This is a genomic window from Sutterella massiliensis, assembly GCF_016899755.1.
GTDB classification, from domain to species: Bacteria; Pseudomonadota; Gammaproteobacteria; order Burkholderiales; family Burkholderiaceae_F; genus Sutterella; species Sutterella massiliensis.
This window is the reverse complement of sequence record NZ_JACJJC010000004.1, coordinates 108,039-121,303: the sequence shown is the minus strand read 5'-3', so window position 1 is coordinate 121,303 and position 13,265 is coordinate 108,039. Positions and strand designations below refer to the sequence as shown.

At 62.3% G+C, this 13,265-nt stretch carries 10 protein-coding genes; 4 read left to right on the top strand and 6 right to left on the bottom strand.

The features are described 5' to 3' along the window. Window positions 1-10 precede the first annotated feature (10 nt). The 5 genes from H6A60_RS04010 to H6A60_RS03990 form a co-directional block, all read right to left on the bottom strand. Window positions 11-2,536 carry a TraI domain-containing protein gene (locus H6A60_RS04010; protein ID WP_205102123.1) on the bottom strand — a complete coding sequence of 842 codons (2,526 nt, stop codon included), beginning with the start codon at window positions 2,534-2,536 and terminating at the stop codon, window positions 11-13. A gap of 239 nt (window positions 2,537-2,775) precedes the next feature. Beyond that, entirely contained in the window at window positions 2,776-3,567 is a 792-nt protein-coding gene (locus tag H6A60_RS04005) for a hypothetical protein (RefSeq protein WP_205102122.1), read from the bottom strand. A gap of 1,142 nt (window positions 3,568-4,709) precedes the next feature. Then, on the bottom strand, window positions 4,710-5,105 hold the full coding sequence (locus H6A60_RS04000) for a YgjV family protein (protein ID WP_205102121.1): 396 nt from the start codon (window positions 5,103-5,105) through the stop codon (window positions 4,710-4,712). A 56-nt stretch (window positions 5,106-5,161) separates the two neighbouring features. Next, complete coding sequence (locus H6A60_RS03995; RefSeq protein WP_439145076.1) at window positions 5,162-5,701, bottom strand: IclR family transcriptional regulator domain-containing protein; 540 nt, start codon at window positions 5,699-5,701, stop codon at window positions 5,162-5,164. Between the two features lie 134 nt (window positions 5,702-5,835). Further along, window positions 5,836-7,623, bottom strand: coding sequence for a M28 family metallopeptidase (locus H6A60_RS03990; protein WP_205102119.1), 1,788 nt, complete (start codon window positions 7,621-7,623; stop codon window positions 5,836-5,838). A 406-nt stretch (window positions 7,624-8,029) separates the two neighbouring features. On the opposite strand from H6A60_RS03990, the gene H6A60_RS03985 reads away from it, so the two are divergent. The 3 genes from H6A60_RS03985 to H6A60_RS03975 all read left to right on the top strand — a co-directional run bounded on the left by H6A60_RS03985 (window position 8,030) and on the right by H6A60_RS03975 (window position 10,682). Beyond that, window positions 8,030-8,299 (top strand): hypothetical protein, encoded by a 270-nt coding sequence (locus H6A60_RS03985; RefSeq protein WP_205102118.1) that lies wholly within the window; start codon window positions 8,030-8,032, stop codon window positions 8,297-8,299. Further along, complete coding sequence (locus H6A60_RS03980) at window positions 8,296-9,798, top strand: sodium:solute symporter family protein (protein ID WP_205102117.1); 1,503 nt, start codon at window positions 8,296-8,298, stop codon at window positions 9,796-9,798. The genes H6A60_RS03985 and H6A60_RS03980 overlap by 4 nt, the downstream gene beginning before the upstream one ends. Before the next feature lie 104 nt (window positions 9,799-9,902). Then, the gene (locus tag H6A60_RS03975) at window positions 9,903-10,682 is read left to right on the top strand and encodes a creatininase family protein (protein WP_205102116.1); all 780 of its coding nucleotides are present in this window, start codon (window positions 9,903-9,905) and stop codon (window positions 10,680-10,682) included. Between the two features lie 103 nt (window positions 10,683-10,785). Here H6A60_RS03975 and H6A60_RS03970 read toward each other — a convergent pair whose 3' ends face one another. Further along, entirely contained in the window at window positions 10,786-11,505 is a 720-nt protein-coding gene (locus tag H6A60_RS03970; RefSeq protein WP_205102115.1) for an NYN domain-containing protein, read from the bottom strand. Window positions 11,506-11,770: 265 nt separating this feature from the next. On the opposite strand from H6A60_RS03970, the gene H6A60_RS03965 reads away from it, so the two are divergent. After that, a complete protein-coding gene (locus H6A60_RS03965; protein WP_205102114.1) occupies window positions 11,771-13,213 on the top strand; it encodes an FAD-dependent oxidoreductase in 1,443 nt (480 codons plus the stop codon). Window positions 13,214-13,265: the final 52 nt, after the last annotated feature.

Below are 13,265 nucleotides of genomic sequence, written 5' to 3'. Positions count from 1 at the left end.
ACCCGGCGAATCACGACGAAAACCCTGCGGCACGTCTCAGTACCGCAGCGGCCATCCGCGCGTACGGTCCTTCATCGGGACCAGTGAGACCGACCAGACAAAGCGATGCCGCGCCCGCTTCAATTTCGCGCGGCGCAGGTACGGCTTGACCCTCGACCGTGCGCGTCATCAGTTGGAGATGCCGACGCGAAACAAGAACACCCCAGGTACCTTCGTCCGCCTGTCGACCGGCATCGACCGAAAGATGCTGTGCCGGCGCGAGCAACGTGCGCGCCGACGCGCGCGGCGCCGCTCGGACAACGGGGCGCACGAGCGCGTCGGGCAAAGTGCGAAAAGCACAGAACGAGTCGCCCGCCGAGTCAGCCGCTTCGCAGAGATGCTTCAAAACGGCATTGAGGTCCGCGAGTACGCCTGCCGCCAGCAAAAGCTCGATCGTACGATCGATTTCTCCCGCAGCGCACGAAAGGGCTTGAAGCGGCACGAAGACGGCGCCGCCGATCTTGCCGCCAATGGCAAAGCGTTCGGGCGCAGCAGAACAGTTAAGCCGCGCCACCGCTTCGCCAAGCCTCGACCGAATCGTCGGGTGGACCGCGCTCGCCGCGCGCGTCAATGTCCAGAAAAATGGCGACGCCGCTTTTTGCGTCGACGCTTCTTTTGCGCTGCCAGCGTACCCGTGCGTCGACTCGGCCGTTTGGGTCGCCTCGATGCTCACGAACGCCGATTCGGCTTCCGTCTGCAGCGCCGCAAGCGCTTTTAAATAACCCGCCGTAGCGAAAGCTGGCGCAGGACGCACGTTTGAACGCCTATTTTGAAGACCGGCAGCCGCTGCGGCATCTGCGGGAAGGACCTTGTCGACCCGATCGAAATCGACCGAGAGGGCAAGACACCCTTTCTTCGGCACCGGAAGAAACGGATCGCGCGCGAGGAACGATCGTACGCGTGCGTGCTCGTGAGCGTACGCAGGACCTTCGTCCGGCGCGTCGTCGCGACTCGGACCGCTGCGCCCTCGTTTTGCATGCGCGGCGAGTGCCAAAAGGACGGCCGGATCCGCAATGCGCAGCGCACCGGCAGTCGCTTCATTCCGCCGATCGGTCGACTGCTCGTCGGTCGGTCGCGTTCGAATCCGAAAAACGGGACTGCCGCTTGGGGTGCGCTCGACAAAACCGACTTCGGCCAGGACGGCCGCGACAATCGCGGGCTCGGCCAGTGCGCGGCACTCCGTATCTTCGAGCCGCTCTTCAAGCGAACTTTCGAGCACCTCGAACAAATCCCCAAAGCCCTCGGGCCACGGCAGATAAAGTCCGTCCTCGGCATAGTGCAGCGTGAGGCCGCCCGAGCGCGACGCCTGGCTGAAGGTGCCCGCCGGCGCTTGCGCGGCCTCTTCGCCCGACATCAAGTCGACAGCAACCCTGCGCACTGCTTCGTTGACGCGCCAGCGACCCGTTTCCACAAGGCGCTCGGCTGCGCGCACGAGAAGCGGCCCCCAGGCACGCAGACTCGCGCGCGTGCCGTCGCGGGCTGCCGTCTCAGCAGCGCGCTCTCGGAGCGCCGCCGAGATCCCCGCATCGGCCGTGTCACGAAGCGCGTCGATGAGGTGAGACGATGCACCGCACCCGCGCACGCAGGCAAAAAGCGCCTCACGCATGCTGGGCATGCTTGACGAGCCTACCTCGCGCTCACCGGCTGACGAGCCGAGTCGTTCGAGTGTTTCCCTGCGGACAACGCGCAGGAAAACGCTCGAGCGCACCAACTCGCGCGCGCCGCTCGAGCGGCTGTCGCCCGCACGGAGGCCGCCCGCACGGAGGCCGCCCTGGCGCCAACGCAAACGAAGCACGGCTTCGCCGCGCAGGCGCCCGAACGAACGGAGCGAAAAATCGTACAGGGTCTCGGCCGTCGGATCGAACCGAAAAAGAGGCTCGAAGCGCCGCTCGTCGCGCGAAGTTCGACCGACCTCCGCGCAGAGCACCGAGAGAACGTCCGCCGAGCCGATGAGCGCAAGCAGAGCAGCCGCGAGCGTGAAGTTTTCAATGAAGGTCTTTCTCGCCGTCGGCGTGAGGTTCCGCCCGGGAAGCACGCGCCCGGCCGCCGCAACGGCGTTGGCCGCACTGCGAACGCCGAGCTCGAAAAGTCCGTCGGCTTCGGCAAAAGGGCCCGATGCGCCCGCCGGCAGTCCCTGCACAAGCGCGCCCCAGGCAAGCACCGCAGGCAGAAGACAGGATTCAAATATGTTTTTGTCTCCCACGGATGCACGCAAAGCTTCAAGCGACCCCGCGTGACGAACCGCGAGGACACCGGGATCGACGGGCGCGACGACGCCGGGCGATCGGAATGAGGAAGCGCATGACAAGGGCACGAAACCCTCGAACGCATCGACCGCACCGAGCATCACCCCGGGCAGTCGCCCCGAAAAGGCGTCGTCGGGCGAACGGCACATGTCGAGCGGCTGTGAGCGCCGTGCTCCCGATGGAACAGCACGGAGCGAAGCCGCCCTCTCGGGAGCGGCAAGTGAAACGGAATAAGGATAGGCGTCGTACATAACGAAAACTTGAAAGCCCGCTGCGGTTGCGAAAAACGCGCGAACCGAACCAAGACTCAAACGGAAACGGCAAGCGCCCGACGCACGAAAACGTTCGCGGTCGGGCCGGAAAAGCTTTTTCAATGAATCGAACGCGATGCGGCAAATCTGCGGCAATCTGCGACAGTCTTCGGATCCGAAGGCGCTTCGGCAGTGAACCGAACTGCCGAGTCGGCTCTATTCGGGAACTGCGCTCGACCTCAATCGAATGAATCGATTTGGCGCGTCGTCGGGGATGCGCCGCGCTTGAGCACAATGGCCGCCGCGGCGTCAGCCCCCGACACCGCAAAGTCCGGCGCGCCTGCCGAACGCTCGAAATCGAGCGCTTGCACGGCGGCAACGAGCGCTTCAACCGCCGATTCGCCGATATCGGCCTCGGCAGCCGCCCGTGCGCGATTCTTCGAAGTGAGCGGAAACTTCATGAAGAACCCTGCCTCATAGGCTTCTATAAGGAGAAGCCGGGTAATGTTCTCTATCGAGCCCGCGAAGCACGGCGCGGCCCTGCCCTCCCCGTCACGTCGGAGACGCATACTCGATGCACGGCCGACGGCAAAGAGACCCGCGCCGTGAAAGGCGCGCCGCTGCAGGTCCGCCGCACGCATGCGGTGGTAGTCGGGAAACGATGCGAGTCCCATCCGATCGACGCGAACATCTTCGAAAACATTCGCGAGCCGCACTCGATAGGGATCCAATTGCCGAAAGCGTTCGAAGTCGGAATACCGAACATGAAAGACTTCGTGCAGCGCCTGCGACCAAAAATTCGAGCCCGCCCGACCGTATGCGGAATCCAGACCGGGGAGCCGTATCGTAAAGCCGCCCGCGTCCGATACCGTTTCTGCGACCGCCTCACCCGCTCTGGCACGCTCGATGCGAATCCGCCGACGCGGTCCCGATTCGGGCTGCGCGGCGCGCAGCAGCCGCTCGACAAAGGCGGGCGGCAATCCGTTCGCCTCGAGCGCAATGCCATTCGAACTGGAGGGCGTTGGACGCATAAGAATCCTTTGAAAAAAGAGACGAAGCAGACGAAAAAGACGCAAAGACCGTTTCGGCCGCATGGGCCGCAACAGATACGCAGACGCGACGCGCGTAAAGCGCGCACGCTCAACGCTAGCACGGCACGCCAAAGCGGCCGCCGTTTGAAAAAACCAAAAGAAAAACGCAATCGCTTCCAACGAGCGCCCAAGCGCTCGCGGAAGGATTGCGTCGAAAAAAATGCCGGGACCAGCGTGATCGTCCGTCAACCTGTTTCTCTTCTCGGAAGCCTTTGCGAACGAAACACTCGACATCGCCCGGCGGATGCCCGCCATGCCGGTCGGGCGGTGTCCGCTGCCGCCGCAAAACGAACGGCACAATTCTTTGGTTTTCAAACGAAAGCCCGGACACTGCGACCGCAGTCGACGCACCGGCGCGCCGGAACGCGCTTCGTCGCAATCACGGATTGCGGCCGAGTGCCCGTCGCTCTTTTATGAAGCGACAGACAGGCGGTCGACTGCAAGGCAAACGATTCGCGAGCCGTTTGGGCGCCGCTCTCGGCCGAACGCCGACGCAATTCGGTCGGCAGGCGCGAAGTGCCGGTTGAGAAACCGACTTGAGGCGCAAAGAAAAAACGCAGAAGCTCGCTGCGGCAGTTCCGAGCCAATCTCTTCTCGATTCGATCGGCCGAAGGACTTCGAATGGATCAACTCTCGTCAACGCACGCTTCATTCGTGCGCCTCGCACTGCCGTCGGGACGCGGCCGAAACCCGTGGTTCGACCCGCGTCCGCGGGAACGTTTCGATGTGCACTCTTGCACTCAGCGGACTAAGCCGCTACGGAAGAAGCACAGCCGGCGCCGGCGCAGCGCGAAAAAGACCGGTTCGCGCAGTGACGGCACCGTAGACGGAATTCGAGCCTCGGCTCCAAGGGCCGCGTCCCTTCGCTTGGATGAAGCAGAGACGCAATTTGCGCTGCGAGCACGGGAAAAGTCAAGAGCGAACGGGTTCAATCGCGGTTTTCAGGCGCTTTTTGCGGCTTCCGAAGAGTCGGTGTCTTGACAGCCTTGCGCGATTGGAACCAGCCGTAGAGATTGGCGAGCGAGAGTCCGATCTCGAGCGCACAGCCCGCCCCAGCTACCTGCAAAAGCGTTGTGTACGAATCAGAGCAGCGAACCCAAAAAGATGCCGAACCGAAAAGCGCCGCCCTCGAAGCGAAAGAGCGTTACGGTGAGGACGACGCTCGCGACGAGCGGGAGTATTTCTTGCGGCGCCAGCCCGTCGAGCTTCGGGAGCACGCGCGCGGCGACCGAAAGAACCGAGAGAACGATCACCCAAAACCAGGAACGGCTTTTGATCGAAATACCGATGCGCAGACAAGCGATGATGTTGGCGAGCACCGCGAGCGGCAGTCCCAGAAGCCAGAAGTGCAGGCCGTAAAAGACCGTGTGAACGAAAAGCCAGCATTTGATCGAGCGCTCCGTCTGCCGCGTCCTCGCCCAGAAGGCGAGGAGTGCCGCCAGCCAACCGACGCCTTGCGCCCACATCGAACCGTCCACAACGTCTCTCCGCGTTTACCGGCCCGACCCGTTCAAGCCGCTCCGCTCAAAGATACTCAGTCTTCCGAGAGGAGCGCCTCGGTTTTCTCCCGTAGGGCCGAAAGCCGCGCGAAGACGTTTTCTCGAGAAAACCGCTCGAAAAAGCGCGTCTTCGAAGCAATCACGCCCAGAGCCAGTATCGGCGTCGTGCGGTTTAAAAAGACCGGGAGCGCCATCGTGAAGACGCCCTTGTTCCACTCCTCGTCGTGCACGCCGAAGCCGCGCTCGCGGGCTTCCTTCAAGTCCGCCCGAATCTCTTCCGGATCGACGTGCGTGTTGTCCTGGAACTTCACGTGCGGGCGCAGGAGTTCTGCATCGATCTTGTCGGCGGGCTGATGCGACCAGAGGATTTTGCCAGCGGCCGACGCATGAATCGGAAAGGCGTTTCCAGGGTGAAGTCCCTCCGCTTCCAAGGGCTTTGCGTAGCCCGCGAGACTGATGATGCGTCCGCGCATTCTGACGAGATAGATCGTCTCGCCGAACTCGTCGGCCAAGGCCGAAAACGCCCGTTCAACCTTCCCGAAGAGCGAGCGGTTGCGATCGGCCGCCGTCCCGATTTCCGCGAAGCGCTTCGTGAGGCGATGCCGGCCGCGGCCCCGAATAAACGCTCAAACATCAGCCGCCGCTGCCGCTCGTTTTTCGGCCGCGGCGGCTTTCCATGTAAAAAACGCTCGTCTCGAGAGCCGAAGCTTTAGAGCGCACGCTCGAGCGCGCGCAGAAGAAGTCCCGCCGAACGGTGAAGCGCCTGTGCCGCCGTGAGTAGACGCATACCCTGTGCGGCAGGTGGTTTCTGGGTAGAGCAGGCGCTCACTTCGCCAAGCACCCGCCGGAACGCCACGTTCGCCGCCGCAAGCCGATTGCGGGTCGGCGACCCCGCGCGCCCGAAGCCGAGTTCGTCCTCGGCGTAGCCCGCGTTCACGAGTGCGTGAAGCCGCGCCATACGCGTTTCCTCGTCGCCCGAATCCATCCTGCGTGCGTCGCGAAGCGTTTGAATCGCACGTTCGATCCCTACGAAAACGGGACTCGCGGCAAACCCGGCGAGGCACGCGGCTGTCTCGTCAAGACCGGCCGCTTCGGCCCAAGCTTTGGCATCGTTAAGCTGCGCGCGGACTTCGCTCAAGGCTTTGTCTGCTTCGTCGGCGCAGTCTTCGGCTTCCGCCGCAATCGAAAGCGCAGCCGCGCCTTCGCCTGCCGCGGCGAGCGACGCCTTGAGGATAATCGTCCCGTCGCGAAGGAGCGCTTCGGGGGCGATGGCATCCAAATCGTCGGCGCGCGTATGCCAGTGCGGCCCGTAAACGCCGCCCAAACCCGCCACGGCGAGCGAAACACCGCTCATCTCGGCAGGCACCTCGGCGACGTTTGAAAAGACGGTCGGCACGCCCGCAGCGTAGAACGACTGGTCGCAGCTGCGCGAAAAACGCATCGGCTGAAGCGGCGCATCGATCCCCGCCGCCCGAAGCGAACGGCGTGCGAGAAGCGCCGCACAGGCCGAAAGCGGCATTTTGCCGTTCACGACGCTCTCGCGCATGCCGAGGCAGTCGACGTTGATATTGAGAAAGACCGAACGCGAGAGCGCCGCCCCGTGCCGCTCGCTCCAGGCAGCACTCCCGGCGTAGCGGCCGTGACTGTGGCCGCTCCAGGCAACGGCCATGGCGCCCGCACGCAAAGCGTCTTTCCTCGCGGCAAGTGCTTCAAGTACGCCCGCCGTCACGGCCAGACCGCTCGCGTTGTCCACGGCGCCCGCACCCCAGCTGTCCATGTGTCCCGTAAGGAGAAAGCGGGGCTTGCCGTCGGCCGTCGCCTCATCGATCAAAGGACTGCAGCCGACGGCGCCCGTCAGAACGGTACTCATGCGCCAGCCCGAGTGCACCCGGTTTTCGAGTTCGACCGCTTCGCCCGTCTGCGCAGCGGCGAGAAGGCGCTTAGCGGCGGCATCCGTCACGGCCGCGTTCGGTATGCGAACGTAGCGTGCGATGTCCTCGTCGCCTGCCGGACTTCCCCAGAGGTCGCTCACGATCATGCGCCGCACGCGCTCGCCCGTATTGAAAAGCAGCGCGGCGGCACCGGCGGCTTGCGCCGCGCGCAGCAGACCGAGCGACGGCAACCCTTCGACAAGGAGCACCGCACCGTCGACGGCCGCCTCCCCCCGCGCGAGCGCCTCGCGCGCTTGACGGTCGAGCGCGAGGAGCGGGCCCTTCGCCGAAATCGTGAAGTCGCCCGGCGCCCCGTCTTCGAGCGGATGCGTCATGGCGTTGCCTTCGATTTCAGGACTCTCGATTGCAGCTGCCCCGGCGCGAATCGAAGCGTCGGCCGTCGAAACGAAAATCGGGATGCGTTCGCGATGCGTCTGTGCGCCCGCACGCCTGTAGGCGGCTTCGAGCACGTCAAAAGCGCGCTCTTCGGCCTCGTTGGAAAGTCGCTCGCCGCATGCGACGAGCGCGCGCAAAACGTCGTACACCGTTTTTTCGAATCGTTCCATTGCGTTCACCTGCTTTCGCCCGAAGAAGCTCGAGCGCCGTGCCGCGTTCTGAAGCACGAAAGAGAAGTAAAAAAGGCGCGGCCGAACGAGAATACCCGCAGCCGCACAACTCGTTCTTCGACTTTACCGCGGCCGTTCGTTTTTGGCATCTTTCGAATCGTTTGTCGCCAATGGCAGCCGATCGGGCAAAAACGGCCAAATTTGCGAAATTGCGGATTTGTCCTTTGCGGCGAACGAATCGGCCTCAGTATGTTTGCTCATTTCGGCCCTCTCAATCGCGTTCTACTATGGAGAAGGTAGCCTGGACGGCGAGTCGTCTCCCTCGGTCTCAAGTGGCACCGACCGCGCTCCGGCGCTTTCTCCCATCAAAATAAGCTCCGCGCAAAAACCTATAAGGAGGAAAACCATGCATGCCTTCACCAACGCTTTCGAGCGGCGGTGGTTCTGGATCTTCATGGCGATCTGGGCCTTCATCTGTCTGCCGCTGCCGATTTTCTACGACACGGAATACAACCCGAGCTTCTTCGGCGTACCGCTCTTTATCTACGGCTGGCTCGTTTACGGGCTCTTCACAATCATCATGATCGGCGTCTGGGCCGCTAGCTGCTTGAAGCGCCCCGAATACCACGAATTCGATGAAGACGACCCCGAATCCACCGAAGGGAGCAGCAAATGAACCATGTCATTGATACCGCGACGATGACGGTACCGTTCCTTTGCGTCATCATCCTCTACTGTCTCATTCTCACCGGCCTCGGCTGGTACGGCTCCCAGAAAAACAAGGGCCTCTCCGACTACTTCACGATGTCGGGCAAGGCGGGCGCCATTCTCACGGGCATCGCCTACTTCTCCACGCAGTACTCCATGTCGACCTTTATGGGCGTGCCCGGGTCGATTTACCACGTCGGCTACGCGGGGATGTCCGTCTCGGTGCCTGGCATCGCGTTTTCGATGCTCATTCCGGCACTTCTCGTCGGCCGTCGACTCATCACGCTCGGTCACCGCTACAACATGCTCACGATGGCCGACTACCTGGCCGACCGTTATGAGTCCACGGGCGTTCGCGGTCTGCTTGCCGTCCTCATGCTCATCTTCCTCGTCTCGATGATGGGCGCGCAGACGATCGGCGGCGGTGTGATCTTCACGACCTATACGGGCGCGCCCGAATGGGTCGGCATCGTCGTGATGGGCGTCACCGTTATGCTCTACTGCATGGCGGGCGGCATCCGATCGATCATGCTTACCGACCTCATTCAGGGCATCCTGATGGTCGTGACTGCAGTCGTCACGTTCTTCGTGTCGCTCAAGCTCGGCGGCGGTCTGGAAGTCATCAACGAAAAGCTCGCGGCAATGGACACCAACTACGTGAGCTTCCCCGGCCACAACAATTCCTATCCGTGGCAGGGCTACGTTTCGATGATCGTGATGTGGAGCTTCTTTGCGATCGGCCAGCCCCATCTCTTCACGAAGTTCTTCACGATGAAGGACCACAAGACGATGTTCAAGGCCGTCATTCTCGGCACGCTCGGCATGTGGTTCTCCGCCTCCTTCATCGAATGGTGCGGCGTCACGGGCATCATCTCGTTCCCGGGCCTCGAAGGCAAGCAGTCCGACTTCGTCGTGCCGCTCATTCTGCAGGGCGGCCTCTCGCCGATTCTCTCCTCGCTCATGATTGCGGGCATTTTCTCGGCCGGCATGTCGACGATTTCTTCGCTCCTTCTGACGGCTACGTCCGCGGCTTCGCGCGACCTCTATCAGAAGATCCTGAAGCGCAATGCAACCGACGAAGAAACGCTGCGCCTCTCGAAGGTGATCACGGTCTGCCTCGGCATCATCGCGATCGGCATCGGCATCTATAAGCCGGGCTCGATCTTCCAGATCGTTCTCTTCGCGTACGGCGGTCTCGGCATCTGGGCCGCGCCGATTCTGCTCGGCATGTACTGGCGCCGCACCACGACGGCCGCGGTTTACGTGGGCGTCATTTCGGCCGAAATCCTTTACGTCCTCATGGTTGTGAAGTTCACGTCCTGGAGCTTCGGCTTCAATCCGCTCATCGTCGCCTGGGCCTTTGCCATGGTCGTGATGATTGTCGTGAGCCTCCTCACGAAGCCCGCGAGCGAAGCGACGATTCGCCGCCACTTCGACGACCTTGATCGACGTGCAGATGCAGCCTGATCCTGCATCGCATTGAATGACAGCGCTTTTCTAAAAGCGCAGACACACTCGGGCGGCCTCGCGCCGCCCGAACTGCGTTGCCGAACACCACTCGAGAAAACACCATGAAGCTCGCACACCTTTCCTGGCGCAAAGCCGAACCCGTTCTTAACAATCCCGACACCGTCGTCGTCATTCCGATCGGCAGCACCGAGCAGCACGGCCCGGTCGGGCCGCTCGGCACAGACTGGCTGATTCCGGAATGGATCACGAACGAAATGGAAAAGCGCACGGACATTCTCGTGACGCCCGTGATTCCCTTCGGCGTCGCCACGCACCACACGTCCTTCCCCGGCACGATCGACATGGGGCTCGAAACCCTCATCGCCGTCATGCGCGGCGTCTTCACGAATCTTGCCAAGCACGGCGCACGCCGCTTCGTTGTCGTGAACGGTCACGGCGGCAATGACCCCGCGATTGAAAAGGCCGGGCTTGAAATCGCGCGCGAAACCGGCGCGCTCGTCGCGCTTCTCAACTGGTGGAGCATTGCGCCGCAGCTCAACAAGGCCTGGACCACTGGTCACGGCGACGCGCAGGAAGTCGCCGCCATGATGCACGTGCACCCCGAGCTCGTCGACCTCGCCGACTGCCCGAAGACCGTTGTGAACGAACTCTCCGAAGACTTTGCCTTCACGCACCTCTCCGCGATCCGCTACAAGGGCGCCGTCGTGAAGCTCGTGCGCGACTTGAAGCGCGGCATTCCGCAGGGCGGCTTCGGCGGGCTCGCGAGCGAAAATGCGACCGCCCAATGGGGCGCCGACATGATGACGGCGATCGTCGACTACTTCTCGGCCTTTGTCGAAGATTTCCGCAAGGTGCCGCTCGACAGGATCGAAGACCGATAAGCCTCTTACTCAAACTCTTGACGCAAAGGCCTCGCGATCCGTTCGCGAGGCCTTTGCTTTTCTCCGCTTTATTGGGGCGCACATTCCGTGCGCGCCGACAGCATCAGTAGACGCGGTAGTAAAGAATGTCGGGCCCGTTCGGGCGCGACGCGCGGTGCACTTCGTAGTACTGCGGGAAGGCTTCGATCAGGTTCGAGAGCTTGTCAAAGCCGAAATTGCGGCAGTCGAAATCGGGCTTGGCGCGGCGCAGATAGTTCCCGGCCGTCGCCATATTGGTCCAGCCCGACTCGTCGGAGAAGTTTTCGCAAGCGCGTACGAGAAGTTCGTGCACGACCTGCATTTCGTTTTCGTCAGCAGCTGCGGCCTCGGCCGGCGACAGGTTGTCGCCGAGGTTTTCCAAAAAGAGAAAAACGTCGCAGGCGTTGCGGAACGAGGGCGAGGTCTGACGCGTCCCGACGCCGATTACTTCAACGCCCGACTCGCGAAGCTTCACGGCGAGCGGCGTAAAGTCGCTGTCGCTCGAAACGAGCACAAACGTGTCGTAGAGGCGGCGCGCGAGCAGATCCATCGCGTCGATCGTGAGCGCGATGTCGGTCGCGTTTTTCCCCGAAACATAGTCGAACTGCTGCTCGGCCTTGATCGCGAGTTCGTTCAGGACCTTATCCCAGTTGCCGAGCGTGGGTTTGGTCCAGTTGCCGTAGGCGCGCTTCACCACAATGCGCCCGCGCGTCGAAATCTCGCGCAGCACGAATTCGAGCTTCGAGAGCTGCGTGTTGTCCGCGTCGATCAGAACAGCAATCTCATTGGTGTCTTGGTATCTCAAAATCGAACCTCCTTGGCTTGCAGCCATTATGCAGCCGTTCGTCGATTTTTTCCTTATCGGTTCCCTGTATACAGATTCAACATTAGCACTCGACGCAGTCGGGAAAAATACTGACAAACGATGCACGCTCAGGCAAATCGCCGTGCACGGTGAAGCAAATACGTAAACACCGTTGATCTACCGTTTGAGATGACCGTTCATCGGTGAGGCGCGCCGCTCTTTCCGGCAGCTCTGAACCGAAAACCGCTTTTGAAAGGAGAGAACCATGACGAACATCACACGCCGTTCCATGCTCGCCGCCATCTCGCTCGGCGGCCTCGCCGGCCTCGTTCCCGCCGCGCAAGCCAAGCCGCAGGCGGCTGCCGCGACCGAACTCAAAGGTGCCGAATACTTCGACGTCGTCGTCGCGGGCGGCGGCGCCGCGGGCTGTATGGCCGCACGCACCGCTTCGCGCGCCGGCAAGAAAGTACTTCTCGTTCAGGCCGTACCGGTACTCGGCGGCTCCTCGGCGATCTCGTCGGGCTGGATTCGCGCCTGCGGCACCGAATGGCACAAGGCGCGCGGCATCAAGGATACGACCGAAGCCTACAAGGCCGACATCATTGCTTACGGGCGCGGCAGCCGCAACGAAAAGAAGGCCGACATGATCTCGAAGACGGCCGGCCGCTTCGTCAACGACCTCTTCTCGATCGGCGTCGAATTCACCGATGAAGAAGACCGCGTCAACGGCGGCGAAACGCTTCGCGTCGTCAAAGCCAAGGGGGCGGGCGCCGCCATCATGCGAAAGCTCGCCCAATCCGTGAGCGAAGACGCCAACATCACGGTCCGCACGCAGACGAGCCTCACGGACGTGATCCTTGACGACGAAAAGAAAGTGGTCGGCGTTCGCATCGTACGCCGCAAGAAGGCGACGCCCGTGCGCACGAAGGCGGTCGTCATCGCCACGGGCGGCTTCGGGCGCAATCAGGACATGATCGACGTCTTCACCGCCGCCTGGTCGAAGACAGGCCGCATCATGGACATCGGCTGCAAGGGCGACGGCCTTCGCATCGCGACCGAGCTCGGCGCGGGCGCGCTCAACCTCAACATCGCCATGGTCTGCCCGACCTTAGAAGTGACGCAGAACATCTTCTACAGTTCCGCGCCGCTTTTGAACGGTGGCATCATCGTGAACGAAAAGGGACGCCGCTTCACGAACGAATACGTGATCTACACGCAGACCAACATCGATATGCTCAAGCAAAAGACCTGCTGGGAAATCGTCTCGCGCGATCTGCACCCGACGGTCGAATCGATGATCGAAAAAGGCGTTGCCAAGGAATGCAAGACCGTTGAAGACCTCGCGAAGCTGATCGGCTGCGAACCCGAAGGGCTGCGCGCCGACATTGAAGCGCACAATGCGACGACGCGTCTTCCGGCTGCCGAACGCAAGGACCCGTTCGGACGCACCGCCTACGGCAAGGAACTGAAGGCGCCCTACTACGCGCTTCAGATCAAGCCCGTGATGCTCGAAACGGTTGGCGGCTTCATGATCGACGAGAAGTGCCGCATCACGACGCTTTTGGGTACCCCGATCGCCAAGGGCCTCTTCGGTGCTGGCGCTGCCGCTTTCGGCGAACACTTCGGCGTCGGCTACCGCTCGGGCGAAGCGTACGCCTACGCGGGTTCGACCGGCATCACGGCTGGCGAAGAAGCCGCGAAGTGCTGATGAAGCTTCTCGCTGACGATTCGAACAACTGACGGGACGGCGCCGACCGCCC

Excerpts from the sequence above, each read along its gene's own strand:
- H6A60_RS04010 (WP_205102123.1), bottom strand. The coding sequence starts at position 2,536 with ATGTACGACGCCTATCCTTATTCCGTTTCACTTGCCGCTCCCGAGAGG.
- H6A60_RS04005 (WP_205102122.1), bottom strand. The coding sequence starts at position 3,567 with ATGCGTCCAACGCCCTCCAGTTCGAATGGCATTGCGCTCGAGGCGAAC.
- H6A60_RS03990 (WP_205102119.1), bottom strand. The coding sequence starts at position 7,623 with ATGGAACGATTCGAAAAAACGGTGTACGACGTTTTGCGCGCGCTCGTC.
- H6A60_RS03985 (WP_205102118.1), top strand. The coding sequence starts at position 8,030 with ATGCATGCCTTCACCAACGCTTTCGAGCGGCGGTGGTTCTGGATCTTC.
- H6A60_RS03980 (WP_205102117.1), top strand. The coding sequence starts at position 8,296 with ATGAACCATGTCATTGATACCGCGACGATGACGGTACCGTTCCTTTGC.
- H6A60_RS03975 (WP_205102116.1), top strand. The coding sequence starts at position 9,903 with ATGAAGCTCGCACACCTTTCCTGGCGCAAAGCCGAACCCGTTCTTAAC.
- H6A60_RS03965 (WP_205102114.1), top strand. The coding sequence starts at position 11,771 with ATGACGAACATCACACGCCGTTCCATGCTCGCCGCCATCTCGCTCGGC.